The sequence below is a fragment of the Prescottella defluvii genome (assembly GCF_000738775.1).
GTDB lineage: Bacteria > Actinomycetota > Actinomycetes > Mycobacteriales > Mycobacteriaceae > Prescottella > Prescottella defluvii.
Map to the genome: position 1 here is coordinate 60,562 of NZ_JPOC01000045.1, position 25,682 is coordinate 86,243.

The 25,682-nt window shown below is 70.0% G+C and carries 27 protein-coding genes; 14 read left to right on the forward strand and 13 right to left on the reverse strand.

The window, feature by feature from the left end:
* The first annotated feature begins 277 nt into the window (after positions 1-277).
* The 3 genes from IJ15_RS0116735 (at position 278) to IJ15_RS0116745 (ending at position 3,821) form a co-directional block, all read left to right on the forward strand.
* Positions 278-1,270 (forward strand): winged helix-turn-helix transcriptional regulator, encoded by a 993-nt coding sequence (locus tag IJ15_RS0116735; RefSeq protein ID WP_197059846.1) that lies wholly within the window; start codon positions 278-280, stop codon positions 1,268-1,270.
* A gap of 87 nt (positions 1,271-1,357) precedes the next feature.
* Positions 1,358-3,019 carry a class I adenylate-forming enzyme family protein gene (locus tag IJ15_RS0116740; protein ID WP_031939495.1) on the forward strand — a complete coding sequence of 554 codons (1,662 nt, stop codon included), beginning with the start codon at positions 1,358-1,360 and terminating at the stop codon, positions 3,017-3,019.
* 55 nt (positions 3,020-3,074) lie between these two features.
* On the forward strand, positions 3,075-3,821 hold the full coding sequence (locus IJ15_RS0116745) for a DsbA family oxidoreductase (RefSeq protein ID WP_231569564.1): 747 nt from the start codon (positions 3,075-3,077) through the stop codon (positions 3,819-3,821).
* Positions 3,822-3,850: 29 nt separating this feature from the next.
* Here IJ15_RS0116745 and mhuD read toward each other — a convergent pair whose 3' ends face one another.
* On the reverse strand, positions 3,851-4,165 hold the full coding sequence (gene mhuD, locus IJ15_RS0116750) for a mycobilin-forming heme oxygenase MhuD (RefSeq protein ID WP_031939497.1): 315 nt from the start codon (positions 4,163-4,165) through the stop codon (positions 3,851-3,853).
* A gap of 67 nt (positions 4,166-4,232) precedes the next feature.
* Here mhuD and IJ15_RS0116755 point away from each other — a divergent pair, with 67 nt between their 5' ends.
* On the forward strand, positions 4,233-4,970 hold the full coding sequence (locus tag IJ15_RS0116755) for an alpha/beta fold hydrolase (protein ID WP_031939498.1): 738 nt from the start codon (positions 4,233-4,235) through the stop codon (positions 4,968-4,970).
* Positions 4,971-4,976: 6 nt separating this feature from the next.
* Here IJ15_RS0116755 and IJ15_RS0116760 read toward each other — a convergent pair whose 3' ends face one another.
* Entirely contained in the window at positions 4,977-5,855 is an 879-nt protein-coding gene (locus IJ15_RS0116760; protein WP_031939499.1) for an HhH-GPD family protein, read from the reverse strand.
* Positions 5,856-5,953: 98 nt separating this feature from the next.
* Here IJ15_RS0116760 and IJ15_RS0116765 point away from each other — a divergent pair, with 98 nt between their 5' ends.
* Positions 5,954-6,580 (forward strand): carbonic anhydrase, encoded by a 627-nt coding sequence (locus tag IJ15_RS0116765; RefSeq protein ID WP_031939500.1) that lies wholly within the window; start codon positions 5,954-5,956, stop codon positions 6,578-6,580.
* Positions 6,581-6,683: 103 nt separating this feature from the next.
* Positions 6,684-7,373 (forward strand): hypothetical protein, encoded by a 690-nt coding sequence (locus IJ15_RS0116770; protein ID WP_031939501.1) that lies wholly within the window; start codon positions 6,684-6,686, stop codon positions 7,371-7,373.
* Between the two features lie 9 nt (positions 7,374-7,382).
* Here the strand turns inward: IJ15_RS0116770 and disA are convergent, their stop codons facing one another.
* Positions 7,383-8,468 (reverse strand): DNA integrity scanning diadenylate cyclase DisA, encoded by a 1,086-nt coding sequence (gene disA, locus IJ15_RS0116775; protein ID WP_031939502.1) that lies wholly within the window; start codon positions 8,466-8,468, stop codon positions 7,383-7,385.
* An 86-nt stretch (positions 8,469-8,554) separates the two neighbouring features.
* On the opposite strand from disA, the gene IJ15_RS0116780 reads away from it, so the two are divergent.
* Entirely contained in the window at positions 8,555-9,115 is a 561-nt protein-coding gene (locus tag IJ15_RS0116780) for a PaaI family thioesterase (protein WP_031939503.1), read from the forward strand.
* Between the two features lie 3 nt (positions 9,116-9,118).
* On the opposite strand, the gene radA is transcribed toward IJ15_RS0116780, so the two are convergent.
* Both radA and IJ15_RS0116790 read right to left on the reverse strand, forming a co-directional pair.
* Positions 9,119-10,507 (reverse strand): DNA repair protein RadA, encoded by a 1,389-nt coding sequence (gene radA, locus IJ15_RS0116785; RefSeq protein WP_031939504.1) that lies wholly within the window; start codon positions 10,505-10,507, stop codon positions 9,119-9,121.
* A gap of 86 nt (positions 10,508-10,593) precedes the next feature.
* Complete coding sequence (locus IJ15_RS0116790) at positions 10,594-11,190, reverse strand: copper chaperone PCu(A)C (RefSeq protein WP_031939505.1); 597 nt, start codon at positions 11,188-11,190, stop codon at positions 10,594-10,596.
* Positions 11,191-11,487: 297 nt separating this feature from the next.
* Between IJ15_RS0116790 and carD the strand changes: the two genes are divergently transcribed.
* From carD to rlmB, 5 genes are read left to right on the forward strand one after another with little or no spacing between them, the layout of a single operon-like run.
* Positions 11,488-11,976, forward strand: coding sequence for an RNA polymerase-binding transcription factor CarD (gene carD / locus IJ15_RS0116795; RefSeq protein ID WP_005515676.1), 489 nt, complete (start codon positions 11,488-11,490; stop codon positions 11,974-11,976).
* A 2-nt stretch (positions 11,977-11,978) separates the two neighbouring features.
* On the forward strand, positions 11,979-12,671 hold the full coding sequence (ispD, locus tag IJ15_RS0116800) for a 2-C-methyl-D-erythritol 4-phosphate cytidylyltransferase (RefSeq protein WP_031939506.1): 693 nt from the start codon (positions 11,979-11,981) through the stop codon (positions 12,669-12,671).
* Positions 12,672-12,714: 43 nt separating this feature from the next.
* Entirely contained in the window at positions 12,715-13,191 is a 477-nt protein-coding gene (ispF, locus tag IJ15_RS0116805) for a 2-C-methyl-D-erythritol 2,4-cyclodiphosphate synthase (RefSeq protein ID WP_031939507.1), read from the forward strand.
* A gap of 11 nt (positions 13,192-13,202) precedes the next feature.
* The gene (gene cysS, locus IJ15_RS0116810; RefSeq protein ID WP_031939508.1) at positions 13,203-14,609 is read left to right on the forward strand and encodes a cysteine--tRNA ligase; all 1,407 of its coding nucleotides are present in this window, start codon (positions 13,203-13,205) and stop codon (positions 14,607-14,609) included.
* The gene (gene rlmB / locus IJ15_RS0116815) at positions 14,609-15,607 is read left to right on the forward strand and encodes a 23S rRNA (guanosine(2251)-2'-O)-methyltransferase RlmB (protein WP_031939509.1); all 999 of its coding nucleotides are present in this window, start codon (positions 14,609-14,611) and stop codon (positions 15,605-15,607) included. Before cysS ends, rlmB begins: the two co-directional genes overlap by 1 nt.
* Here the strand turns inward: rlmB and IJ15_RS0116820 are convergent.
* On the reverse strand, positions 15,592-16,458 hold the full coding sequence (locus tag IJ15_RS0116820) for a 5-oxoprolinase subunit C family protein (RefSeq protein WP_031939510.1): 867 nt from the start codon (positions 16,456-16,458) through the stop codon (positions 15,592-15,594). The genes rlmB and IJ15_RS0116820 overlap by 16 nt on opposite strands.
* A 46-nt stretch (positions 16,459-16,504) precedes the next feature.
* Here IJ15_RS0116820 and IJ15_RS0116825 point away from each other — a divergent pair, with 46 nt between their 5' ends.
* A complete protein-coding gene (locus IJ15_RS0116825) occupies positions 16,505-17,194 on the forward strand; it encodes a ZIP family metal transporter (RefSeq protein ID WP_031939511.1) in 690 nt (229 codons plus the stop codon).
* Positions 17,195-17,306: 112 nt separating this feature from the next.
* Here IJ15_RS0116825 and IJ15_RS0116830 read toward each other — a convergent pair whose 3' ends face one another.
* The 5 genes from IJ15_RS0116830 to IJ15_RS0116850 are packed head-to-tail and all read right to left on the reverse strand — an operon-like array spanning position 17,307 to position 21,388.
* A complete protein-coding gene (locus IJ15_RS0116830) occupies positions 17,307-17,924 on the reverse strand; it encodes a 5-oxoprolinase subunit B family protein (RefSeq protein ID WP_031939512.1) in 618 nt (205 codons plus the stop codon).
* Positions 17,924-18,682, reverse strand: coding sequence for a LamB/YcsF family protein (locus IJ15_RS0116835; RefSeq protein ID WP_031939513.1), 759 nt, complete (start codon positions 18,680-18,682; stop codon positions 17,924-17,926). The genes IJ15_RS0116830 and IJ15_RS0116835 overlap by 1 nt, the downstream gene beginning before the upstream one ends.
* A gap of 20 nt (positions 18,683-18,702) precedes the next feature.
* On the reverse strand, positions 18,703-19,602 hold the full coding sequence (locus tag IJ15_RS0116840) for a metal ABC transporter permease (protein WP_031939514.1): 900 nt from the start codon (positions 19,600-19,602) through the stop codon (positions 18,703-18,705).
* Positions 19,599-20,447 carry a metal ABC transporter ATP-binding protein gene (locus IJ15_RS0116845; RefSeq protein ID WP_031939515.1) on the reverse strand — a complete coding sequence of 283 codons (849 nt, stop codon included), beginning with the start codon at positions 20,445-20,447 and terminating at the stop codon, positions 19,599-19,601. Before IJ15_RS0116845 ends, IJ15_RS0116840 begins: the two co-directional genes overlap by 4 nt.
* Positions 20,444-21,388 (reverse strand): metal ABC transporter solute-binding protein, Zn/Mn family, encoded by a 945-nt coding sequence (locus tag IJ15_RS0116850; RefSeq protein WP_031939516.1) that lies wholly within the window; start codon positions 21,386-21,388, stop codon positions 20,444-20,446. The genes IJ15_RS0116845 and IJ15_RS0116850 overlap by 4 nt, the downstream gene beginning before the upstream one ends.
* Positions 21,389-21,575: 187 nt before the next feature.
* On the opposite strand from IJ15_RS0116850, the gene IJ15_RS0116855 reads away from it, so the two are divergent.
* Positions 21,576-22,667, forward strand: a complete 1,092-nt coding sequence (locus tag IJ15_RS0116855) for a LacI family DNA-binding transcriptional regulator (RefSeq protein ID WP_031939517.1) — start codon at positions 21,576-21,578, stop codon at positions 22,665-22,667.
* Positions 22,668-22,748: 81 nt separating this feature from the next.
* Here IJ15_RS0116855 and IJ15_RS26085 read toward each other — a convergent pair whose 3' ends face one another.
* A complete protein-coding gene (locus tag IJ15_RS26085) occupies positions 22,749-22,889 on the reverse strand; it encodes a hypothetical protein (RefSeq protein WP_156112131.1) in 141 nt (46 codons plus the stop codon).
* 218 nt (positions 22,890-23,107) lie between these two features.
* Positions 23,108-25,669, reverse strand: coding sequence for a trehalose-phosphatase (gene otsB, locus IJ15_RS0116865; protein WP_031939518.1), 2,562 nt, complete (start codon positions 25,667-25,669; stop codon positions 23,108-23,110).
* Between the last annotated feature and the right edge of the window lie 13 nt (positions 25,670-25,682).

Here is a 25,682-nt window from a genome sequence, read left to right on the forward strand (position 1 = left end):
CCTCCTGGGGTGTTCGGCCGGATACGGCCGAAGCTGTGCGCGACCGCGGGAGGTGGCAGAGGCCGTTTCCCGGTCGGCGGAAGACATCACCGACGCTACGCGGCAGATGCGGTGGATCCGTGCACTTGTGGACTTCGCACAACTGCGAACGCGACGCCGGTGGAGGCTGGGCGATATGGGGTGTCGGGCCGACGGTGCACCCGCGGAAACGAACTTTCGGCCGACTCGACGACGCGGTCTGTGCGATACTCCGGCCACTGACGAGGGGGAGCTGGTCATGCGTGGGGGAGGCTACGTTCTCGATCTGGGCCGCGACGATGCGCTCGCGATCGCATTCGGGCTGCTCGGTGACGAGTGGAACCTGTGGATTCTGGCTCAGGCGCTGCGCGGAGCACGGCGGTACAGCGACTGGGCGGGCCGGGGGAAGATCTCGAACTCGGTCCTGACCGGCCGGCTCGGCCGACTCACCGACGCCGGGCTGCTCGACCGGGTCGTGTTTCCGTTGCATCCTGCGCGGCCCGAGTACGTGCTCACCGATCGTGGTCGTGCGGTGTGGCCGATCCTGGTGGCGATGTGGTGGTGGGAGCGCGAGTGGGCGCCGGAAGGTTCGGCGGGCGCGTCGGGGATGCGGCACGTCGACTGCGGGGCCGAGTTCGCCCCGGTGCTGGTGTGTGGGCGGTGCCGGGAGCCTGCGGGGCTGGACGACGTGATCGCGACGCCCGCGCCGAGCGGCGGTGGATCGGACGGGTCGCGCCGGACGCCCGCGGCTGCGAGCCGTCGACGCCCCGGTGGGGTCCGTCGGCGAGCGCAGTTGCCGCACACGATGGAACTCGTCGGGGACCGGTGGTCTGCCGTATTGCTCGGTGCGGCCTCGTTCGGCGCGACGAGGTTCGGGGTGTTCGCCGAGTGGACGGGCGCGCCGTCGGCCGTCCTGGCGGATCGACTGCGAGTCTTCACCGAGCTCGGCGTGCTGAGCGAGCATCCCGCCCCCGAGCATCAGAGGCGGGTCACCTACCACCTGACACGGAAGGGGCGCGAGTTCTTCCCCGTGGTGGCGACGATGATCGAGTGGGGTCGGTGGTGGTTCGGCGTGCCGGACGGCGGTTCCCTGTCGATCGGGCATCGCGGCTGCGCGGGGCCCTTCTCGCCGCGTCTGGTGTGCAGTCACTGTTCCGGGCCACTCCAGGCGGGGTGCCTTCACCGGCCGGGTCAGGTCACGGATGAGCATCGAGAACCTCCAGTTCACGAGGTCGAGGTCGCACGCGGGTAACGGTCCGTGGTACATCTGGTGATGTAGATCACACCGCTAACTGAAGTGATGACGGTCGGGGCGTCGGATCGACGGAAGGGAAGGCACATGGGGAGCCTGAAGATTCACCCTCAGATCCGGATCAACGAGTACACCGCGTCCGGTGCATGGACGTCGGAGACGGTTCGACAGCTCTTCGCCGATCGTGTGCGGGAGCGTGGATCCCAACTCGCCGTGGTCGATCCCGTGAACAAGGCCGAGTACGTCGACGCGCTGCCGCGCCGGGTCACCTGGGCCGAGCTCGACGCCGACGTCGACGGGCTGGCGCAGGTGCTGCTCGAGGCCGGGATCCGGGCGGGTGAGGTGATCGCCGTCCAGTTGCCGAACACCGTCGAACAGGTCGTCGTCTTCCTCGCGGCCTGGCGGATCGGGGCGATCGTGTCGCCGCTGCCGGTGCATTCGACCGACGCGGAGATCGTCGAGAGCTGTAACGAGTCGTGCGCGAGCGCCTTCGTCACCGCGGGTCGGGTCGGTTCGAGCTCGCTCGCCGCCCGGGTGATGGCCGTGCGCTCGCAGATGCCCACGCTGCGGGCAGTCCTGAGTTACGGGGTGAGTGTGCCCGGCGGTGTCGTGCGGATCGGGCACGCGGTGCCGACGGCCGCCGACGTCGAGCGGGTCGTCCGGTACGCCGCGACGCACGTCGTCGACCCCAACGACTGCATCGCGATCTGCTGGACGGCCGGAACCGAGGGCGAACCCCGGGGTGTCCCGCACGCCCACTACGAATCGCTCGCGCACGCCCGGGCCCTCGCCCGTGCGGCGTCGCTGACCGTCGACGACGTCGTCCTCAACCCGTTCCCGATGATGACGACCGCGGGGATCATCGGAACGCTGCTGCCGTGGCTGTACGCGGGATGCGTGCTCGTGCAGCATCAACCGTCCGACCTCGACGTCTTCCTGCGTCAGATCGCGGAGGAGAAGGTCACCTACACCGCGGGACGGCCGACGGTCCTCGCGGCGATCGAGCGTCGTGAGGGGCCGGGAGTGGACTTGTCGACGCTCACCCGGATCGGCGTCGGCGCCGGACCGATGTCGCCGGACACGGTGCGCAGGTGGAAGGAGACCTACGGGGTCGAGTTGATCAACTTCTTCGGCACCGTCGAAGGCGTGAGCCTGCGATCGGCGCCGGCCGACGTGGCCCACCGGCAGCGGACCCTGCTGTATCCGCTGTCGGGGGACGGCGCGGGCACGGAGATCGAGTTGGTGGATCCGGGTACCGGCGCCGCGATCGTCGCCGCGGGGGTGCTGGGTGAGCTGCGGGTCAAGGGGCCGACGGTGTTCGCGGGGTACCTCCATCCGGCGCGGGACGGGAACCCGTTCGACACGGACGGCTTCCTCCGAACCGGCGACCTGTTCGTGATCGACGGCCCCGACGGCCAGTACGTCAGGTTCGTCGACCGGGCGGCCGACCTCATCGTGCGCGACGGTGTCCCGATCGGCTCGGTCGAGTTGGAGATGTCGATCGCGGAGCATCCGTCCGTCGCGGACGTGGCGGTCGTCGGATACCCCGACGACCGCGTGGGCGAACGTGTCGTCGCGGTCGTGGAATGTCGACCCGGTGCGGTCCTCGGTCTCGACGAGCTGGTCGGGTTCCTCGCGAGCCGGGGTGTCGGCGCGCCCGATGGCCTGGTGGTCTCCCCGGGGCTGCCGCGCAACCGGTCGGGCAAGGTCGTCAAGCGGGAAGTGCGGGCGCAGCTGCGTCGAGGTTGACCCCGCTCACGGCGGGCGCGGAACAAGACGCGCCCGCCGTGTGTTCGAATGCGTCGTGAACATCGAGAGCAATGCCAGTGCCGTGTCCGACGCCGACCTGCCCAGCGTCCAGATCGAGGTGTGGTCGGACATCGCCTGCCCGTGGTGCTACATCGGCAAGCGCCGCTTCACGGCGGCCCTCGCCGAGTTCCCGCACCGCGACCGGGTGTCGGTGGTGTGGCGGTCGTACCAGCTTGCTCCGGACACCCCGGTCGGGGCGCGACGCGGTGAGCTCGAGGCCCTCGTCGAGCACAAGGGCATGCCGGTCGACCAGGTGCGGCAGATGTTCGCGCACGTCGCGACGGCGGCGGCGGCCGACGGGCTCGTCATGGACTTCGACACCGTGATCGCCGCCAACACGTTCGACGCGCACCGCCTGCTGCACCTGGCGGGGGAGCGACGGGACGCGCTGCTGGAGGCCCTGTTCCGCGCGCACTTCGCGGACGGCAAGGTGATCGACGACCGCGCCGTGCTGGTCGAGATCGCGACGAGTGTCGGCCTGGACGCCGCCGAGGTGGCCGCGGCGCTCGACGGTGACGCCGGAGCCGATCTGGTGCGGGCCGACATCGAGACCGCCCGTCAGCTGCAGGTGTCGGGGGTGCCGTTCTTCGTCGCGAACCGCCGGATCGCGGTGTCGGGCGCGCAACCGCAGGACGTGTTCGGTGAGCTGCTCCGGCAGGCCTACGACCACGCGGAGGGCGAGAACAGCGCAGCCCTCGGCGAGGATGCCGAGGGCTGCACCGACGATTCGTGCGCGATCTAGCCGTACGCGCCCGAAGGGGATGTGGTGGATCAGGATTCGGTCTTGGCCGCCACGTCGAGGACGACGTCGAACTCGAGCAGTGAGGCGCCGCTCGCGACCGGCTTCGCGCGTTCGCCGGCGTGCGCTTCGCGGGCCGGGCCGCTGGCCCAGGCCTGGAAGGCCTCGTCGGACTCCCACTGCGTCACCACGAAGTAGCGGTTCTCGCCCTTCACCGGGCGCAGGAGCTGGAATCCGAGGAATCCGGGGGAGTTCTCGACCGCGTGAGCGCGGGCGGCGAACCGCTTCTCCAGTTCGGGGCCGGCGCCCTCGGGGATCTCGATTGCGTTGATCTTCACGACTGCCATGCCCGCGAGGGTACTCCGGGGGCGGTTGTTCTCCCCGGCCCGCGGACGTTCGGCTACCGTCGATCGCGTGTTGCACGACGAGGGTGGGGCAGGACGGCCGATTGTGCTGTTGCACGGGCTGATGGGTAGTTCGCGGACGTGGTCGCGGCACGTGTCGTGGCTGCGCGGGCACGGTCACGTGTACACGTTCGACGCCGCCGGGCACGGGCGTCCGATCGACGGCGATCCCACGACGGAACTGTTCGTTGCGGATCTGGCCGCGGCCCTCGACGGCATCGACGAACCGCTCACCGTGATCGGGCACTCGATGGGTGCACTGCACGCGTGGTGTTTCGCCGCCGCGCACCCCGGCCGGGTCCGCGCGTTGGTGCTCGAGGACATGGCACCGGATTTCCGTGGCCGTACCGCGAACGACTGGGCGGCAATGGTTTCCGCGTGGCCGCAGCCGTTCCCCACCGAGGCGTCGGTCCTCGAATTCTTCGGGGAGGTCGCCGGACGCTACTTCCTCGACTCGTTCGACAGGCGTGCCGACGGCTGGTACCTGCACGGTGACGTCGCGACGTTCCGCGACATCTCGGAGGAATGGGGCACCCGCGACTTCTGGGCGCAGTGGGACGCCGTCCGCGCCCCCGCACTGCTCATCGAGGGCGAATTCACGATCACCCCCGAGGGGCAGATGCGGCGCATGCTCGACGGACACGACGCGCAGTACGTGTGGGTCGCCGACGCCGGACATCTGGTCCACGACGACCAGCCCGAGCGCTACCGCCACGCCGTGGAGGAGTTTCTGACGTCCCTCGGCTGAGGGTCGTCAGCTGCCCTCGCCGGCGAGGGCGAACAGGCCATCCTCGGTCTGCTCGACCAGGCCGTCGACCAGCAACGAGTCCAGCGCCCGATCCCGCTGTCCGGGGTCGCTGAGCCACACCAGGTCCAGTTGCGCGCGCTCGACGGGGCGGGAGGTGCCGCGCAGCACGTCCATCAGCTTCCCGCGGACCTGGCGATCGGTTCCCGCGAACTTCTGCACCTTGCGCGGCTCACCGGTGTACGCCGGCCGGCCCGCCTCCACCCACGTGCAGCGCGGCAGCGGACACGCGTCGCAGTCCGGGGTGCGGGCGGTGCACACCGTCGCGCCCAGTTCCATCAGCGCGGCGGAGAAGCGGGCCGCGCGGTCGCGGGTGCGGGGCAGCAGCGCCTCGACGTCGGCCATGTCGCGTTTGTTCGACGGGTTTCCCTGATCGGCCCGGCCGTGCACGGCGCGCGCGACAACCCGTCGAACATTGGTGTCCACCACGGGAACTCGCTGACCGTAGGCGAAACACGCGACGGCGCGGGCGGTGTAGTCGCCGATGCCCGGCAGGCTCAACAACACGCCGACATCGGTGGGGACGGCATCGCCGTGCTCGCTCGCCAGCACACCCGCGCACTCGTGCAGGCGCAACGCCCGCCGCGGGTAGCCGAGCTTGCCCCACGCGCGCAGCACGTCGGCCTGGCTCGACGCCGCCATCAACGACGGCACCGGCCAGCGGCGCACCCACTCCTCCCAGATCGGGGCGACCCGGACCACCGGCGTCTGCTGCAGCATGATCTCGCTCATCAGGATCTGCCAGGCCGTCACACCCTCGCGGCGCCACGGCAGATCCCGGGCCTGCTCGTCGTACCACCGCAGCAGCGCCGAACTGTCCACAGACATGAAACTCTCATCCTCATCGGTGCACCGTCGGGCGCTGTCGGCTCGGGTCCGGGCGGTCCAATCGAGACGGTGAGCACCCGGAGGTGCACAATTGCCGCATGCCCAATTCCAACCCGATCTCCGCATGGAAGGCCCTCAAGCAGGGTAACGAGCGTTTCGTCAGCGGCACCCCGCAGCATCCGAGTCAGGGTATTGCCGACCGCGCGAAGTTGGTCGACGCCCAGCACCCGACTGCCGTGATCTTCGGCTGCGGCGACTCCCGCGTCGCCGCAGAGATCATCTTCGACCAGGGCCTCGGCGACATGTTCGTCGTCCGCACCGCCGGTCACGTCATCGACAGTGCAGTGCTCGGATCCATCGAGTACGCCGTCGCGGTCCTCGACGTCCCGCTCGTCGTCGTCTTCGGTCACGACAGCTGCGGCGCCGTCAAGGCCAGCCTCGACGCCCTCGACAACGGCGACATCCCCAGCGGTTTCATCCGCGACGTCGTCGAGCGTGTCGCGCCGTCGATCCTGCTGGGCCGGCGCGACGGCCTGACCACCGTCGACGAACTCGAGGGCCGCCACGTCGTCGAGACGGGTTCGCAGCTGATGCAGCGCTCGCGGATCATCTCCGAGGCCGTCGAGGCCGGCAAGTGCGCCATCGTCGGTGTCACCTACAAGCTGTCCGACGGCGACATCAAGCTGCAGAGCGTCGTCGGTGAGATCGGCGAAACCGTCGACTGAGGCACCCGTCCGGTGCGCGCCCGCAGCGACATCGCGGGTGCGCACCGGGCGACACGCCGACACTGCTGAAGCGAAGTCGGCCGCAGGGAATTACGGTTGAGTCGTGCTTGAACCGAACGGACCGCTTCCCCCCGAGATCTACTGGCGCCGTCGCATCCTCGCGGCGGGCGTGATCCTGGTGGTGATCGTGCTGGTTGTATGGATCATCTCGGCAGTCGCGGGCGGGGGCTCGGACGACTCCCCGGAGGCGGCCGCCGCAGCGGACACGTCCGAGCTCGTCGAACCGCCCACCACCGCGGCGGACGCCCCGGCGGACGACTCGGGATCCTCGACGTCCGGCGCGTCGGACACGAGCGCGTCGGGAACCAGTGCAGCCGCCGCGAGTTCCGGTGCCGAGGTGGCCCCGTGCGCCGACCAGTCGCTGGCGTTGAAGGTGTCGCCGGACCGTCCCCAGTACAGGTCGGGGGACGAGCCCAGTTTCTCGATAGCGATCACGAACATCGGCACCAGCAAGTGCGAGAGGGACCTGGGCTCGGGACTTCAGCAGGCGCTCGTGTACTCGCTCAACGGCAACAACCGGCTGTGGTCCAACGTCGACTGCTACCCGGATCCCGATCCGGCGATGCAGGTGCTCGAGCCGGGCGGGCAGGCGCGATTCACCGTCAAATGGTCGGGAACCACGTCGGAGCCGGGGTGCAAGGCCCCCCGCACGCCGGTCGTGCCGGGCGCCTACACGGTGGTCGCACAGCTCGGGGAGCTGCGTAGTTCCCCCGAGCCGTTCAATTTCTCCTGACGCACCGAACTAGTCGTACGGACCGCTGATCGACGCCTCCGCGAGTCGTGAGAGGCCCTCACGGATGTGCCGGGCCCACAGGCCGCCGATGCCGTCCACGGACTGCAGGTCCGCGGCCGTGGCCGCGAGCAGCCCCTGCAGGGTCCCGAACGAGCTCACCAGCCGGTGTACCTGCATGAACTGCAGCCGGGGCACCCGGGTGAGCACCCGGTAGCCGCGCGGACTCATCGGTGCATCCAGGGCCTCGATGGTGCCCGGATAGCCGAAGGCACGAGCCAGAGTGGTCAGGTCGAGCAGATCCACGTCGGTGAGCTTGTCGAGCGCGGACAGTGTGCTCTCGACCGCCGGCGTCGAGGCGGGCTCGGATCCGGCCAGGTAGTCGCGCACCATGAGCTGCCGGACCGCGTCGTTGTCGCCGACCAGTTCCTCGAGCTGCAGCGCCAGCTGCCGGCCGTCGGTGCCCAGTTCGAGCACGTCCTGCTCGATCTCCACCGACACCCGGCGCACCATCTCCAGCCGCTGCACCACCGTCAGCGCGTCCCGCAGTGTCACGAAGTCCTCGATCTCGACGACGGACAGCTGCCGGGTGACCCCGTCGAGCCGGGCCTTGTACCGCTCGAGGGTCGCGACGGCCTGGTTCGCGCGGGACAGGATGGTCGCGGACGCGTTGATGACATGCCGGATGCCGCCGACGTACACGCTCACGATGCTCATCGACTGGCTCACCGACACGACGGGGTAGCCGGTCTCGATGGCGGTGCGCTCGGCCGCACGGTGACGTGTCCCGGACTCGACGGTGGGGATCTTGTGGTTCGGCACCAACTGCACGTTGGCGCGGACGATGCGGGTGCCGTCCGTGGAGAGGACGACGGCGCCGTCCATCTTCGACAGCTCGCGCAGCCGGGTGGGCGCGAACTCGACGTCGAGTTCGAATCCACCGTCGCACAGTTCCTCGACCTGTTCGTCGTAGCCGAGGACGATCAGGGCGCCGGTGCGGCCGCGGAGGATGCGCTCGAGTCCGTCGCGCAGCGCGGTTCCGGGGGCCAGGCGCGCGATCGTCTCGCGGAGCACCGCGGACGGCGTGGCATCGTTCATCGCGAAATCCCCCCTCGTGCGGTCGACGTCACATCTGGCCGAGCCGCATTCCGGCCGCGGCCGGGCTGTCTCTACATTACCTAGTTGTGAGCAGTACTTGGACCTTGCCTGATGACCTCGTCCTCCCCACGGTGCCGGAGTTCTTCCCGGCCCCGGGACAGCCGCTACCCCAGCACTGGTCCAAGTGCTTCGGCTGCGGTGACGACCAGCCCGCCGGTATGGCGATGACCTTCCTGGCGGGAGAGAATCTGTCCGTCACCGGGCGACTCGAGGTTGCCAAGCGGTACCAGGGTGGCCCCGGCGTGATCCACGGCGGCATCCTCTCGACCGCGTTCGACGAGGCGCAGGGCATGGCGTGCATGGTCCTCGGCGGCCCCGTCGTCACCGCGCACCTCGAGATCGACTTCGCGCGCCCGATCCCGCTGGGTTCGGTGCTCGAGTTCCGGGCCCGCGTCGAGGGCACCGTCCGTCGCAAGGCGTACACGACGTCGGAGGCGTTCATCGTCGAGGGCCCGGGTGTCGACCCGAACACCCCCGTCGCCACGTCCCGCGGCCTGTTCCTGACGGTCGACCCCCAACACTTCGCGCCGACGGCGGCCTTCGTCGACGGCGAACCGACGTCGCCGTTCGGCACGTCGGCGGTCTGACTCTCACTGGAGATTCAAGGCCCGCAAAGCATCTCCGACGTTGCCGACCTCGACGGGGCGGATGCCCTTCGGGAGTTCGCCGGAGTCGAGCGGAACCACCGCGCGGGTGAATCCCAGCCGGGCGGCCTCCGCGACACGGCGACCCACGCCCGTCACGCGTCGGACCTCACCGGCCAGGCCGACCTCGCCGAGCACCACGGTGCCGGCGGGGATCGACCGGTTCTTGCCGGCCGAGGCGACCGCGACCGCGAGGGCCAGATCGCACGACGGGTCCGTCATCCGCATGCCGCCGACCGTGGCCGCGTAGACCTCCTTGTCGGACAGTTTGATGCCGTGGCGGCGTTCCAGGACCGCCAGCACCATCGACACGCGTGCCGAGTCGAGTCCGCTGACCGCGCGCCGCGGTGACGGGTTGTGGGTGGGCGCGACCAGCGCCTGGACCTCGCCGAGCAGGGGACGCTTGCCGTCCATCGTGACCGTGACGGCGGTGCCCGGCACCTCCTCGGTCCGGTGGTGCAGGAACAGTCCGGACGGGTCGCTCACCCCGACGATGCCGTCCTCACGGAGTTCGAAGCAGCCCACCTCGTCGGCCGCGCCGAACCGGTTCTTGATTCCGCGGATCATCCGCAGCGACGAGTGCTTGTCGCCCTCGAAGTGCAGGACGACGTCCACGAGGTGTTCGAGTGACCGGGGGCCAGCCACCGCGCCGTCCTTGGTGACGTGACCGATCAGCAGGACCGGGACCCCGCCGGCCTTCGCGAGTGATGTGAGTGCGCTGGTGACGGCCCGCACCTGGGTTACGCCGCCGACGACACCGTCGACGTCCGCGGCGAGCATCGTCTGCACGGAATCGACGATCAGCAGTGTCGGGCGGACCTGTTCGACGTGGCCCAGCACCGTCGCGAGGTCGGATTCGGCGGCGAGGTACACCCGTTCGTGCACCGAACCGGTCCGGTCCGCGCGCAGCCGGACCTGACCCGCCGATTCCTCACCTGTGACGTACAGGGCGCGGTCGTCGGGTCCGCGGCACGCCCACCGGTGCACGACCTCGAGCAGCAGCGTCGACTTGCCGACGCCGGGTTCGCCGGCGAGCAGTACCACCGAGCCGGGGACGACGCCACCACCGAGCACCCGATCGAGCTCGTCGACACCGGTCGGCTTGGCGCGGGTGGTGGTGCCGTCGATCTGGGTGATGGGGGAGGCCGGCGTGGTCGGCAGCAACGCGGCGGCGCCGGCGCGCGCCAGGGATGCGCCCGGCCGGGACGCGACCGCGGCGAGGACGGGCGCCTCGTCCATCGAGCCCCACGTGCCGCAGTCCGGGCAACGGCCGACCCACTTGGCCACCGTGTGCTGACACGACGAACACCGGAAGCTCGTTTTAGCTTTTGCCACGCGCGCAGCCTAGTGATCCCCACCGACAGAGGAGCCCGGGCGACGGTGTCGCCCGGGCTCCTCCGGAGGTGTCGGTGGTCCGCCGGTCAGTGGCCCTCGGCCGCGACGGGGGACTTCTCGGACTGGTGCCGCTCGGTGACCGGGCCTGCATCGACCGGTACCTGGACGACGACATCGCCGGCGTTCTCGAACGTGAAGGTGACCGGGAAGGTCAGGCCGGGCCGGACGCCCTCACGGATGTCCTCGAGCGTGACGTCGATCAGGCTGACGTGCTCGGGGGCCTGCTCGGGCACCGTGACGTCGGGGTTGCCGGCACCGAGTGCGGCCTGCGGCCGGATGTCGCGGCCGCCCTCCTGGTCGTCGATGGTGACGGTGCCGGCGTAGTCGGTCTTGATGCCCGTCAGGCGGTCCGACTCGTGTTCGCTGAGGTTGATCGCGGTGAACGCGAGCTGTGCGGTGCCACCCGGCTCGATGCTGAATTCCTCGGCGTTCGGGTACACGACGTGCACGTTGCGCAGTGCGATGTTGCTGCTGGTCGCCTGGTTGCCGTTCACCGCGGCAACCTGCGTGGCGGTCTGCGAGATCTGACCTGCGCCACACGCGGAGAGCACGAGGGTCGCGCCGGCAGCGAGTGCGACAGCGGTCATGACTCGGCGAGTCGGCGACGCATTGAAAGCAGTCACGGGTCGTCCTCCATGGGTCAGGTTCACAATCCACTAGGCAGAGTAGTAGTCGGTCCCGGCGGGCCGTCCGCTGGGTGCTCGTTACGAGGTCGTGTCGGGCGGACAACGGTTGTCCGCGTGCGGATTCGGGGGCGTCCCGTGGGCCCCTCGCCGGGCCGCTCGCGCGGCCCGAAATGCACGGTTGGTGCGGCCTGTCAACCCCTAAGATCAGGTAAGGACGCCCCTGACCTGCGCCGTTGATGGGACGATCGATTGGTCACGTGTTAAACTCGAAAGATCGAAAGGGGCACGGGACAGATGATTTTTAAGGTCGGAGACACCGTCGTATACCCCCATCACGGAGCGGCGCTGATCGAGGCAATCGAAACCCGCACCATCAAGGGTGAGCAGAAGGAATACCTCGTTCTGAAGGTCGCGCAGGGCGATCTCACCGTCCGCGTTCCCGCAGAGAATGCCGAGTACGTCGGCGTGCGTGACGTGGTCGGCCAGGAGGGTCTCGACAAGGTGTTCCAGGTGCTTCGTGCGCCGCACACCGAGGAGCCGACGAACTGGTCTCGCCGGTACAAGGCGAACCTGGAGAAGCTGGCTTCGGGTGATGTGAACAAGGTCGCAGAGGTCGTTCGTGACCTGTGGCGTCGTGAGCAGGACCGCGGCCTGTCCGCGGGCGAGAAGCGGATGCTGGCCAAGGCGCGGCAGATCCTCGTGGGTGAGCTCGCTCTGGCGGAAGGCACCGACGACGCCAAGGCCGAGATCATTCTCGACGAGGTCCTCGCCGCCGCGTCCTGACAGTGGGTGAGAACCGAGGACCGGTCGTAGCGCTGGTCCCTGCAGCCGGACGTGGAGTCCGGCTGGGCGAGTCCGTCCCGAAGGCGTTCGTCGAACTGGGTGGGCGCAGCATGCTGCGCCGAGCCGTCGACGGACTCCTCGCGTCGGGAGCTGTGGACACGGTCGTCGTGATCGTGCCCGAGGAACTCGTGGATCAGGCACGGGCAGATGTGCCCGAAGGTGTCGTGGTGGTTGTCGGGGGTGCGGAGCGGGCCGATTCGGTCCGAGCCGGGCTCTCGGCAGCCACCGGCGCCGAACTGGTCCTGGTACACGATGCGGCGCGGGCTCTGACCCCGCCGTCGCTGATCGCGCGGGTGGTTGCCGAACTGCAGGCCGGACGCACCGCGGTGATTCCGGTGCTGCCCGTCAGCGACACCATCAAGACGGTCGACGTGCTCGGTGCCGTCACCGGTACGCCGCCACGCTCGGAGTTGCGGGCCGTCCAGACGCCGCAGGGTTTCGAGGCGTCGTTGCTGCGCCGCGCCTACCTGGACGTCAACGGTGACGCGACGGACGACGCCGGTCTCGTCGAGCGACTGGGCGAACGGGTGCGCACCATCGTCGGTGAACCCGAAGCATTCAAGATCACCACACCGTGGGATCTCGCTCTGGCCCGAGTTCTGCTGGAGCAGTCGGGATCGCCGGAGCCCCGTTGACTCCGGGCAGGTCAGAGTCTTTTCGAACACAGGGAGCCTGAACGTGCGAGTCGGAATCGGCACCGATGTCCATCCGATCGAGTCCGGCCGTCCGTGCTGGATCGCCGGGCTGTTGTTCGAGGACGCAGACGGCTGTGCGGGGCACTCCGACGGTGACGTCGCGGCGCACGCGCTGTGTGATGCGTTGTTGTCGGCCGCGGGTCTGGGTGATCTCGGATCGGTGTTCGGGACCGGCCGTCCGGAGTGGGACGGCGTCAGCGGTGTGCGGATGCTCAGCGAGGTCCGGAGCCTGCTGTCCGACGCCGGCTACGACGTCGGGAACGCGTCGGTGCAGGTCATCGGTAATCGCCCGAAGATCGGTCCACGTCGCGAGGAGGCGCAGCGCGTCCTCGGGGACGTGCTCGGCGCACCGGTGTCGGTGTCGGCGACGACGACCGACGGACTGGGTCTGACGGGTCGTGGCGAGGGTATCGCTGCCGTCGCGACCGCGCTGATCATCCCCGCTGATCGCGACCGGTAGAATCGCACGTCGTGACCTTGCGCCTATACGACACCGTGACACGGGCTCCGCGTGACTTCGTTCCGCTGACCCCCGGACATGCCTCGGTGTACCTGTGCGGGGCCACCGTTCAGGGTGACCCCCACATCGGCCACGTGCGCAGTGGCGTCGCGTTCGACGTGCTGCGCCGCTGGCTGCTCGCCCACGACTACGACGTCGCGTTCGTGCGGAACGTCACCGACATCGACGACAAGATCCTGAACAAGGCCGCGGAGGCGGGCCGACCCTGGTGGGAATGGGCCGCGACGTACGAGCGGTCGTTCGACTGGGCATACCAGCAGCTCGGCGTGCTGCCGCCGTCGGTGGAGCCGCGGGCGACCGGGCACGTGACGCAGATGGTCGACATGATGCAGCGCCTCATCGACAACGGCCACGCGTACGCGTCCGCCGGTGACGTCTACTTCGACGTGGTCAGCTACCCCGACTACGGCAAGCTGTCGGGGCACAAGCTCGACGACGTCCACCAGGGCGAGAGCGTCGCCGAGGGCAAGCGCGATCCGCGGGACTTCACGTTGTGGAAGGCCGCGAAGCCGGGTGAGCCGTCGTGGCCGACGCCGTGGGGTCCCGGCCGGCCGGGCTGGCACCTCGAGTGCTCGGCGATGGCCGAGTTCTACCTCGGCAAGGCGTTCGACATCCATTGCGGTGGAATGGATCTGGTGTTCCCGCATCACGAGAACGAGATCGCGCAGGCCAAGTGCGTGGGCGACGACTTCGCCCAGTACTGGCTGCACAACGGCTGGGTCACCATGGGTGGCGAGAAGATGTCGAAGTCGCTCGGCAACGTGCTGTCGGTGCCGAACGTGCTGCGGCAGGTCCGTCCACAGGAGCTGCGCTACTACCTCGGCAGCGCCCACTACCGGTCGATGCTCGAATACTCGGAGACGGCGTTGCACGAGGGTGCGGCGGCCTACCGGCGCTGCGAGTCGTTCGTGACGCGGGTCGTCGACCGGGCCGGCGAGGTACCGGTGGGCAAGTGGACGGCGGAGTTCGCGGCCGCCCTCGACGACGACCTGGGGGTGCCGTCGGCGCTGGCCGAGATCCACGGCCGGGTCCGGGAAGGCAACATCGCGCTCGAGTCCGGTGATCTCGCCGGTGCGCGTGCGCTGGCGTCGCAGGTGCGGGCGATGCTCGGCATCCTCGGTGTCGACCCACTCGATCCGCAGTGGGCGTCCGCGACGGACAGTTCGGCGGCGCTCGGTGCCCTCGACGTCCTGGTACGGGCCGAGTTGGACCGGCGTCAGCAGGCCCGGGCCGACAAGAACTGGGCGGTGGCCGACGAGGTCCGGGATCGACTGGCCGAGGCCGGCGTCGAGGTCACGGACACCGCGAACGGGGCCGAATGGTCCCTCAAGCAAGCTTCTAACGAATCGGGACAGTGATGGCTGGAAATTCGAGCAGGCGCGGCGCGATCCGCAAGGACGGCACCAAGAAGGGTCAGGTCAGCGGGTCCGGCGGCAAGCATCGTCGGGGTCTCGCAGGCCGTGGCGCGACGCCTCCGGCGGAGGAGCGCACCAAGCATCCCGCCGCGAAGCGGGCGCGGGCCGCGGCGAAGGCCGCCGAACAGCGCTCGACCGGTCGTCCCGGTGGCGGTGGCCGCCCCGGCGCGGGTCGCCCGCCGGCCGGCCGCAAGGCCGAGGACGGTCCGGAGATGGTGCTGGGCCGCAACCCCGTCGTCGAGTGCCTGCGCGCGGGTGTCCCCGCGACGGCGCTGTACGTCGCGGTGGGTGCCGAGAGCGACGACCGTCTCAAGGAATCCGTGCAGCGTGCCGCCGACATGGGGATCTCGATCCTCGAGGTTCCGCGCACCGACCTGGACCGGATGAGCGCCAACGGACTGCACCAGGGCATCGGCCTGCAGGTGCCGCCGTACAAGTACGCGCACCCGGACGATCTGCTGGCGTCGGCCCGCACCAATCAGGAACCTGCACTACTGGTGGCGCTGGACAACATCACCGATCCGCGTAACCTCGGCGCCGTCGTGCGTTCGGTGGCCGCGTTCGGTGGCCACGGTGTGGTCATCCCGCAGCGGCGCAGTGCGAGCGTCTCCGCCGTCGCGTGGCGCACCAGTGCCGGTGCCGCAGCGCGTCTGCCCGTCGCGCGGGCCACGAATCTCACTCGTACGCTGAAGGATTGGCAGTCCAAGGGTGTCCAGGTCGTGGGCCTCGACGCCGGCGGCGACACCACCCTCGACTCGTACGACGGCACCGGCCCGGTCGTCATCGTGGTCGGTTCGGAGGGCAAGGGACTGTCGCGGCTCGTGCGCGAGACGTGTGACGCGGTCCTGAGCATTCCGATGGCCGGTCCGGTGGAGTCGCTCAACGCGTCGGTCGCCGCGGGTGTCGTGCTGTCCGAGATCGCGCGTCAGCGTCGTAGCTGACGGAACCTGATACGACATCCCGGTCGCAGCTGAGCTGCGGCCGGGATGTCGTCTTCCACGACGACGGCGATCACCGGGTAGCCACCGGTGACCGGATGATCGGCGAGGAACAGCACCGGCATGCCGTTCGGCGGCACCTGGAGCGCGCCGGTCACCATGCCCTCACTCGACAGTTCGCCGCTGCGGGCACGGTGCAGCGGTCCCGGTCCGTCGAGGCGGGTGCCCACCCGGTCGGTGTCGGCGGTGACCATCCACGTCCGGTGCAGCAGGGCGGCCAGGGAGTCCGGGGTGAACCAGTCGTCGCGGGGGCCCGTCCGGACGCGTAGTTCGACGGGGTCGGTGGGCGGCGCGGGGGGCGGGATCAGTTCCTCGATCGGCAGTTCGTCGTGGAGATCGCCGACGGGCAGGCGGTCGCCGTCCCGGACGGGGTCGGGGCCGATCCCGGACAGCGTGTCGGTGGCGCGGCTGCCCAACACCGGCGGGACGTCGATGCCGCCGCGCACCGCGACGTAGGTGCGCAGTCCCGTGGCGGCCGACCCCAGGACGATCTCGTCGCCGTCACGCAGGTGCAGTGTCGAGTAGTGCGGGCGGGGGTGCCCGTTCACCGTGAGCGGTGCCGATGCGCCGGTGACGGCGATGGTGGCGGGCCCGTCCGCCCGCGCACGCAGTCCGCCGAGCGTCACCTCGAGTGTCGCGGCCCGGGGATCGTTGCCGACGAGGCGGTTGGCGCTGTCGTGCGCGACGACGTCCGCGGCCCCCGAGACGCCGACGCCGAGACGTGCGTAGCCGGGCCGCCCCCGGTCCTGGACGGTGGTGCGTGCGCCGGCGCGCAGGACTTCGAGCCATGCCATGCGTCGATTGTCGCCCATCGGGTTCGGCGCTCACTACGATCGATCGATGCTGACAGCTGCGCTGTACGGTCTGGGCACGGCTCTGCCGTTGCTCGTCGGTGCCTGGGTGGGGCTGCGCTACGACCTGCCGCGTCCGCTGCTCGCCGCGTTGATGGCGTTCGGCGCGGGCACGATGGTGGCGGCGGTGTCCTCAGAATTGTTCGCGCCCGCGTTCGCGATCGAGGGCGTGTGGGTGGCCGGGACGGCGCTGCTCGCCGGTGCGCTGGTCTACGTCGTCGCCGACCACCTCATCGAGAACAAGCTCGGTCCGGCCGCGCTCGGCTGGGCCCTGATGCTCGGGGCGCTGCTCGACGGCATTCCGGAGAACACGGCTCTGGGCGTCTCGTTGATGGAGGGCGGGGGAGTGGTGCTGTTGGTGGCCGTCGCGGTCGGCAACGTCCCCGAGTCCGTCGCGGGCGCGGCCTCGATGCGGGGCCAGCCCGGGTTCGACTCGCGCCGGGCGTTCGTGGTGTGGGCGATCACCGCGGCGGTCCTGGTGTTCGTGGTGATCGGCGCGAATGCCGTCTCCGACAACATTTCCGACGGCAGCATCGCGGTCGTTCAGGCGTTCGCGGGGGGTGCGACCATCGCGGTGCTCGCCGATTCGCTCATGCCCGAGGCCTACCGCGAGGGTGGCTGGTGGGTCGGGATCTCCACGGCCCTCGGCTTTCTCGTCGCCTTCGCACTCGGTGCCTGACCCGCGTTTTGCGCACTTGTCGTGGGATTCCCCGCCCCCCGACCCGCGTTTTGCGCACTTATCGCGAGAGTGTGGGCGCCGACAGCGCGACAAGTGCGCAAAACGCGGGGGCTCAGACGGCGACGAAGGTGACGGTGGTGCCCGGCTGCAGCAGGGCGGGCGGGTCGCGGTCCACGTCCCACATCCGTTCGGTGGTGGTCCCGATCAGTTGCCAGCCGCCCGGTGAGGGCCGCGGATAGATTCCGGTGAACTCGCCCGCCAGCCCGACCGCGCCGACGGGGACGGTGGTGCGCGGCGACGGGCGGCGGGGGACGTGCAGCCCGGATCCGGTTGCCGCGCCGCCGCCGACGAGATAGCCGAAGCCGGGGCTGAAACCGACGAATGCCACCGTCCACGTCCGGCCGGTGTGCGCCGCGACCACGCCGTCGGCACCGAGCCCGGTGAGCTCACCGACCTCGGTCAGGTCGGGTCCGTCGTAGCGGACGGGGATCTCGACGGGGGCCCGGACGGTCGTCTCGTCGGCCGCGGCCGGCGCGGTCGCGCGCACCCAGGCGGCGATGTGCTCGGGTCGGGAGCCGGTGAACTGCACCAGGATCGTCCGGGCGGCCGGCACCAGGTCGACGACATCGGGGTGCCGGTCGGCGTCGAGCCCGCGGAAGTGCGCGAGCGTGTCGTCGAGCCCGTCGAACTCGATCAGCAGCGCCCGGCCGCCGGCGTCGAGGATGCGCATCAGACGAACGGTTTCACGTGGATCTGTTCGGCATCCAGTCGGGTGCGGATCGCGGCCGCCATCGCGACGGACTCCGGCGTGTCCCCGTGCACGCACACGGTTTCCGCGACGATCGACACCTGTGAGCCGTCGATGGCGTGGATCTTCCCGCTCGTGACGAGCCGGACCACCCGGTCGGCCACGTCGTCCGGGTCGTGGAGCACGGCGCCGGCCTCGGTCCGCGGCACCAGGGTGCCGGCGGGTGTGTAGGCGCGGTCGGCGAAGGCCTCGGTGACGATGCGCAGTCCGGCCTTCTCCGCCTCCTCGAGGAACACCGAGCCGGGCAGTCCGAGCACCGGCAGATCCGGATTGACCGCCCGCACGGCCGCCACCACGGCCCGGGCCTGTTCGCGGTGGTGGACGATCGCGTTGTACAGCGCACCGTGCGGTTTGACGTAGGTGACGGCGGAACCGCCGACCCGGGCCAGCGCGTCGAGGGCACCGATCTGGTAGATCACGTCGGCGGTGAGGTCGGCCGATCCGATGTCGATGAACCGTCGGCCGAAGCCGGCGAGGTCGCGGTAGCCCACCTGCGCACCGATCCGGACGCCCCGGTCGGCGGCGTCCCGGCACGTGCGCAGCAGTGTGGCCGGGTCGCCGGCGTGGAAGCCTCCCGCGACGTTGGCGCTCGTGACGAGGTCCAGCATCGCCGCGTCGTCGCCGAGCGTCCACGCGCCGTAACTCTCGCCGAGGTCGCTGTTGAGATCGATGAACGTCACGACTCGATCCTAGGTCGCGGTCAGGCGTGGAGGTGCTCTCCGGCCGGGACGACGACCCGCCCGGCGGATCGGCGCCGCGACGCGCCGATCGCCCGGCACACCAGGTAGATCACGAACGAGATCCCGGTGACGAACGTCGAGACGGGCACGCCGGGAGCGAGCGAGAGCAGGATGCCGCCGACCGCCGCGAGTTCGGCGAACAGGACCGCCAGGACCGTGGCCTTCAGGGGGCTCGCGGTGATGTGCCCGGCCGCGGCGGCCGGGGTGATCAGCAGCGCCATGACGAGCAGTGCGCCGACGATCTGGACGCCGAGTGCGGCGGTGATGCCGACGAGGACGGCGAACACGATCGACAGACCGCGCACCGGGACCCCGCGCGCGGCGGCCACATCGGGGTCGGTGCTCGCGAACAACAGCGGACGGTAGATCACTGCGAGGGTGCCGAGCACCACGACGGCGCAGCCCAGCAGCAGCGCCAGACCCGAGTTGCCGGGTGCGACGATCTGGCCGACCAGCAGCGAGAAGCTGGTGCCGGTGCGGCCGTCGTACGCCCACAGGAACAGCACCGACAGGCCCAGGCCGAACGCCATGATGACGCCGATCACCGAATCGCGTTCGCGTGCTTTGGTTCCCAGTAGGCCGAAGAGCACCGCGGCGATGACGGATCCGACGACGGCGCCGATGCCGACACCGACCCCGATCAGGAGGGCGGCGGAGGCGCCGGTCAGGGACAGTTCCGACGTCCCGTGTACCGCGAACGACATCTGCCGGCTCACGATCAGCGGGCCGATCACACCGGCGAGCAGTCCGAGGATCGCGCCGGCGACGAGCGACTGCTGGACGAAGTCGTACCGGAGCAGGTCCGCGGTGGCCGCGAAGTCGAACATGTGCGACATCGCGTCGGTGAATTTGTTGCTCATCCGTGGTCCTCGGTGTGGTGGACGCCCTCGCCGGGGCGTGGTCCGCCGCCGCTGCCGAGTGCGTCGATGGCGTCGCCGGTTCCGACGACCACGAGGCGGCCGCGCACGTGCAGCACCTCGACGTCGGTGCGGTACAGCTCGGACAGGACCTCGGAGGTCATGACCTCGGAGGGTGGGCCGATCCGGAACTGGCCGTCGACGAGGTAGAGCACGCGGTCGACCAGCGGCAGGATCGGGTTGATCTCGTGGGTCACGAACAGCACCGCGGTGTCGTGTTCGCGGCGGCGCCGGTCGATCAGTTCGGAGACGCGGTGCTGGTTGGCGAGGTCGAGGCTCAGCAGCGGCTCGTCGCACAGCAGCACCTTGGGGTCGCCGACGAGGGCCTGCGCGATCCGCAGACGTTGTTGCTCACCGCCGGACATCGACCCGATCGGGGCGTCCGCGTACGACTGGGCGCCCACCTGCGCGATCGCGGAGTCCACGACCTTGCGTCGATCGGCGCGTCCGAACAGCCCGGTGCCCCAGCGGTGCCCGTCGTAGCCGAGGCCGACGAGGTCGCGACCGCGCAGCGGCAGGCCGTCGTCGAGCGACTTCTGCTGCGGGACGTAGCCGACGTGCGAGTTGCCGGCCTTCGCCGGGGTGCCCGCGATCCGCACGGTGCCCGACGTGGGCGCGAGCTGGCCGAGCAGGACCTTCATGAGCGAGGTCTTGCCGGAGCCGTTGGGCCCGAGGACCGCGACGAACTCGCCCTGCTCGATGGTCAGGTCCAGGCCCGACCACAGGGTCCGGTCGCCGAACGACAGGCGCGCATCGCGTAGTTCGACGGCGGGATGCGTGGTGCTCACGACGCGGAGTTCAGGGCGTCGGCCAACGACTGCGCGGTCTGCGTCTGCCACTGCACGAAATCGATGCCCTCGGGCAGGGTCTCGGTGACCTCGACGACGGGGATGCCGGCGGTCTCCGCGGTCTCGCGCATGTTGCGGGTGACCTTGTCCTGGGTCTGCGCGTTGAAGATCAGCACACGCACCTTCTCGTCGGTGAAGAGTTGCCGCGTCTCGGCGATCGCGGCCGGGGCCGGATCGGTGCCGTTCTCGATCGCGCTCGTGAACGCCGGGGGTGTCAGGTCCTTCAGTTCGGCGGCCTGCACCAGGTAGTGCGCGATCGGCTCGGTCTGTGCGATCGGTGCGTCGCGGTGCGCGGCCGCGATGCCCGCGGACGTCTCGGACACCTGGCGCAGTTGGGCGCGGAAGTTCTCGGCGTTGCGGGTGTAGACGTCGGCGCCGTCGGGGTCGAGCCGGCCCAGTTCCGTGGCGATCGCGTTCGCGGTCGCGGAGACGGTGGGCATGTCGTACCAGACGTGTTCGTTGACCGCGCCGTGCGAATGCCCTGCGTGTTCGGAGTCGGACTCGGTCGCGTGGGTGCCGGTGCGCTCCTCGTACAGGTCGAACGCGTCGACGGTGGGCTTGGAGTCGGTCGACTCGAGCACGTCCTCGACGAACTGGTCGTAGCCGCCACCGTTGAGGATCACGAGCGACGCGTCGGTGATCTTGGCGGCGTCGGCGGGGCTGGCCTCGTACGAGTGCGGATCGGCCGACGGTTCGGTGACGATCGAGGTGACCTCGAGGCGGTCGCCTGCGACGGCCTGCGCGACGCTGCCCCACACGTTGGTGGACGCGACGACGCGGATCTGCCCGTCGGAGCCGGGGGAACTGCCGCACGCTGTCAGCGTCGCCGCGGCGAGGGTCACCCCGATCGCCGCCGCGGCGGAACGTAAGGCATTGGACATGCCGGACATGCGCACAACTTTCTCCTGGTCGCGAATCGGATGATCGGTGGCCCGGTGCCGGACCTAAACGCTATTGGGAACCGTTTCCGTTTACACTTTAGCGGAAGTCTGCAGGTCGCATCCCCCAGGAGGTATGTGAGGTGCGTCCAAGTTCGCCGTCCGGCGTGCGACCCGCTACCGTCCCGTTATGCCAAGGTCCCGACAGCCACGCCGCCAAGCCACTCTGGCGTCGCTCGCCGCCGAGCTGAAGGTCTCGCGGACGACGGTCTCCAACGCCTACAACCGTCCGGACCAGCTTTCGGCCGAACTCCGTGAACGTGTGCTGCTCGCGGCCAAGCGCCGGGGATATCCGGGCCCCGATCCGGTGGCCCGATCGCTGCGGACCCGCCGCGCCGGCGCCGTCGGACTGCTCCTCACCGAGGCGCTCAGTTACTCCTTCCGGGATCCGGCGGCGATGAGTTTCCTCGCCGGGCTCAGCGAGTCGTGCGAGGAGGCCGGCTACGGACTGCTGCTCATCCCGGCCGGCCCCGGGCGCGACGAGGTGGAGGCCGCGGCGGTGGTCCAGCAGGCCGGCGTCGACGGGTTCGTCGTGTACTCGGTGGCCGCCGACGACCCCTACCTGGCCGCGGTGCGGGAACGGCACCTGCCCACCGTCATCTGCGACCAGCCGCGTGAGATGCCGGGAGCATCGCTCGTCGGGATCGACGACCGTGGCGCCATGCGCAAGGTAGCCGACTACCTGATCTCACTGGGACACAAGGAGATCGGCGTGCTCTGCATGCGGCTGGGCCGGGACCGTTCGGACGGCGTCGTGGGCAGCGGACGCCTGCACTCGTCGAACTTCCACGTCCAGCGCGAGCGGATCCTCGGAATCCACGACGCCATGGAGGCCGCGGGACTCGATCCGGGCGCGCTCACCGTCGTCGAACGCTACGAGCACACGGCGCAGGACGGGCATGCCGCCGCCGCACAGGCTTTGGCGGTCAATCCGCGCATCACCGCGCTGATGTGCACCACCGACGTCCTCGCACTCGGTGCGCTCGACTGGGCGCGCTGCGAGTGCGTCGACGTCCCCGGCCGCCTGTCGATCACCGGGTTCGACGGCGTCGAGGACGCCCTGCGGGAGGGCCTGACGACCGTGCGCCAGCCGGGCGAGGACAAGGGCCGTCGCGCGGGGGCGCTGCTGCTGTCCGGCTCGGACTCCGGCGTCACCACGACCGAGATGCTCGAGACGGAACTGCTGCGCGGCCACACCGCCGGACCCCCGCCCGAGCCGTAGCGGTCGCGAGAGCGAACCGGGCAGGCGAAGGCCCCCACCGGCGCTGCCGTCCGGTAGGGGCCCTCGAATCATGTTGGGGCGCTAGGTGCCCAACGACCCGATGGCCTGGGCGAGGTACACCCCGACCGTCTGGACCGATCCCCCTAGTTCCGCCGAGCCGAGCATCTGGAGTCCTCCCCCCAGAACGCCCGAGAGTAGTCCGACCAAGTCGCTTGAGCTCATTGTGGATCCTCCTTCGGTTGAACCCTCGGCACGTTGATTCGAGGGGCCCGCCGGGCCTACGGAAGAGGAGTTCTCGATGCGGTACCGCAGCGGACGCCTGAGTCTGACACGCATCTCCGCCGTCTTTTGCGGTTTTCGTTCAGGTCGTCGTGGACCGACCGGACGTCGATGACGCTCGGTGGCGACTCCGGCGTGCCCGCTCCGGTCGCCGTGTGCCCCTACCTCTTTGCGTCCGAGCTCAGTAGTTGCGCGCAGCGCAGCAGGCCCAGGTGGCTGTACGCCTGGGGATGATTACCCAGCGAGCGCTCGGCGACGGGGTCGTACTCCTCGGCCAGCAGCCCGGTCGGCCCCGCGGCGTTCACCAACTGATTGAACAGGGCCTCGGCGTCGGACCGCTGACCGATCAGCAGGTACGCCTCCACCAGCCACGCGGCACAGAGATGGAATCCGCCCTCGACGCCGGGGAGCCCGTCGTCGTGGTGGTAGCGGTACACGGTGGACCCGCTGCGCAGCTCGGTTTCCGTCGCGACCACCGTCGCGGCGAACCGCTCGTCCGAAGGGTCGATCAGTCCGGACAGCCCGATGTGCAGGGTCGCGGCGTCCAGATCGGTGCCGTCGTAGGCCGCGGTGTACGACTCGACGTCGGCGTTCCAGCCCTTCTCGATCACCTCGTCGCGGATCTCGCGGCGCAGGGCGGCCCAGTTCTCGCCGGGTTCCCGCCCGAAGTTCTCGGCCAGCGTGAGCGCCCGGTCGACCGTGAGCCAGCCCATCACCTTCGAGTACACGTGGTGCCGGGGGTTGTCGCGGATCTCCCAGATGCCGTGGTCCGGTTCGCTCCAGCGGCGCTCGACCGCCTCGACCATCGCGGACACGAGTTCCCAGTCGCGGTCGGTGAGTGCGTCCGGCCCGGTGATTCCCTTCTTCTCCCGGGCGTGGGCGAGGCTCGAGATCAGGTCGACGACGGGACCGAACACGTCCAACTGGACCTGCTGGTTCGCGGCGTTGCCGACACGCACCGGCCGGGAACCGGCGTACCCGGGCAGCGAGTCGATCACCGCCTCCGGGGGCAGCCCGGTGCCGTACAGCGTGTAGAGCGGGTGCAACCGTTCCGGGCCGTGCAGCGTCTCGAGTACGCCGTGCACCCACTCTAGGTAGCCCTCGGCCTCCCCGAGGGAGCCGAGACTCACGAGCGCGGACGCCGTCAGTGCGGCGTCGCGCAGCCAGCAGTAGCGGTAGTCCCAGTTGCGGACGCCGCCGATCTCCTCGGGTAGCGACGTCGTGGCCGCGGCGAGGATGGATCCGCTCGGTGCATGCACCAGCCCGCGCAGTGTGAGAGCGGACCGCTTCATCAGGTCCGGCTTGAGCGGCGGCAGGTCGAGCGTGTTCGCCCAGTCCCGCCAGTACGCTTCGGCGATCTCCCGGCGCTCCCGCTCCGAGATCTGCGAGGGGCCCAGATCCTCGGTGCCGCAACGTAGTTCGAGAACGATGGGGCCCTGCGACGGGTCGACGACGGCGTGCGCGGTCTGCTGCGTGCCGTCGGTGGTGATGTTCCAGCGCACGCCGGGGGAGCGCAGCACCATCGGCTCGCTGATTCCGGAGACCCGGAGCCCGTCGGTGTCCGACTCGAGCTGGACGGTCGCCTGCCCGAACTCCGGCCGGGGTGCGAAACTGACGACCGCCTTCGCGCGGCCGGTGATCACGCGGGTGAGGTCGGTGCGGCTCGGTTGCACGTCGTGCGGCAGGTAGTCGGTGACCGTGAGGCTCGCCCAGCGGGTCTGCACGGTCATGGTGCCGTCGAGGTACTGCTGGCTCAGCGGCAGCGCCTCGCGCTGCGGGCCGACGCTGAAGTGGCCGGCCTCGGGACCGCCGAGGAGATGGGCGAACACCGCGGCCGAGTCCGGCTCGGGGTGGCACAGCCACGTCAGGTTCGCGTCCGGGGTGATCAGCGCGACCGAGCGGGGGCTCGCGAGCATCGTCAGTCGCTCGATCGGTGGTGCGTCCGGCCCCGACAGCCACGTCCGGCGTTCCTCGAGCAGGAACGCCAACGCCGCGGCCACGTCCTCGGTGGACTCCACGCGGTGCTCGGCGAGGGTGGTGCCGTCGCCGACCTTGATGCCGACGTCCGGGCCCTGCAGCCGGCCGAACGCCTTCTCGTCGGTGACGTCGTCGCCGAAGAACACGGCGGCCGTCGCCGCCTCCTGATGCCGCAGGATGTCGAGAGCATTGCCCTTGTCGGTCGCGATGACGGCGAGTTCGACGACGGCCTTGCCCTCGGTGACCTGTACGCCGGTCCACAGTGCAGCCTCGGCGTGGACGGCGGCGAGGGCCTTGGCGCCGGCCTCGGGGCTCGCGTTGCGCACGTGCAGTGCGGCGCTGGCGGGCTTGGTCTCGACGGTCACGCCCGGGTGCAGGTCCGCGATGCGGGACAGTTCGGACGTGACCTCGCCCAGGAGTTTGCGGGCGTTCGCGTCGATCGCGTGCACGAAGCCGACGTCGAACTCCGATCCGTGGCTGCCGACCAACTGCACCTCGGCGGGCAGCCGGGACAGCGTCGCCAGATCCTTCAGCGCGCGCCCGGAGATGACGGCTGCGGTCGTGCCGGCCAGGCCGGCCAGCGCCCGCAGCGCCCGCACCGACTCCGCGTGCGGATAGGCCTTCTCCGGATCGTTGACGATCGGCGCCATCGTGCCGTCGTAGTCGGAGGCCACCAGCAGGCGAGGTGTCCGGGCCACGGTGGACAGGGCCCGGCGGAGTTCGATCGGCAGATCCAGAGCGCTCACAGGTTCAAACCTA

Bases quoted from the DNA above. Each gene is read 5' to 3' on its own strand.
- IJ15_RS0116830 (WP_031939512.1), bottom strand. From the start codon at position 17,924: ATGCGCATCCTCGACGCCGGCGGCCGGGCGCTGCTGATCGAGTTCGAC.
- IJ15_RS0116740 (WP_031939495.1), top strand. From the start codon at position 1,358: ATGGGGAGCCTGAAGATTCACCCTCAGATCCGGATCAACGAGTACACC.
- IJ15_RS0116850 (WP_031939516.1), bottom strand. From the start codon at position 21,388: ATGTCCAATGCCTTACGTTCCGCCGCGGCGGCGATCGGGGTGACCCTC.
- carD (WP_005515676.1), top strand. From the start codon at position 11,488: ATGATTTTTAAGGTCGGAGACACCGTCGTATACCCCCATCACGGAGCG.
- IJ15_RS0116760 (WP_031939499.1), bottom strand. From the start codon at position 5,855: ATGTCTGTGGACAGTTCGGCGCTGCTGCGGTGGTACGACGAGCAGGCC.
- rlmB (WP_031939509.1), top strand. From the start codon at position 14,609: ATGGCTGGAAATTCGAGCAGGCGCGGCGCGATCCGCAAGGACGGCACC.
- IJ15_RS26085 (WP_156112131.1), bottom strand. From the start codon at position 22,889: ATGAGCTCAAGCGACTTGGTCGGACTACTCTCGGGCGTTCTGGGGGGA.
- IJ15_RS0116855 (WP_031939517.1), top strand. From the start codon at position 21,576: ATGCCAAGGTCCCGACAGCCACGCCGCCAAGCCACTCTGGCGTCGCTC.
- IJ15_RS0116765 (WP_031939500.1), top strand. From the start codon at position 5,954: ATGCCCAATTCCAACCCGATCTCCGCATGGAAGGCCCTCAAGCAGGGT.
- IJ15_RS0116820 (WP_031939510.1), bottom strand. From the start codon at position 16,458: ATGGCATGGCTCGAAGTCCTGCGCGCCGGCGCACGCACCACCGTCCAG.
- IJ15_RS0116840 (WP_031939514.1), bottom strand. From the start codon at position 19,602: ATGAGCAACAAATTCACCGACGCGATGTCGCACATGTTCGACTTCGCG.
- disA (WP_031939502.1), bottom strand. From the start codon at position 8,468: ATGAACGATGCCACGCCGTCCGCGGTGCTCCGCGAGACGATCGCGCGC.
- IJ15_RS0116735 (WP_197059846.1), top strand. From the start codon at position 278: ATGCGTGGGGGAGGCTACGTTCTCGATCTGGGCCGCGACGATGCGCTC.
- mhuD (WP_031939497.1), bottom strand. From the start codon at position 4,165: ATGGCAGTCGTGAAGATCAACGCAATCGAGATCCCCGAGGGCGCCGGC.
- IJ15_RS0116825 (WP_031939511.1), top strand. From the start codon at position 16,505: ATGCTGACAGCTGCGCTGTACGGTCTGGGCACGGCTCTGCCGTTGCTC.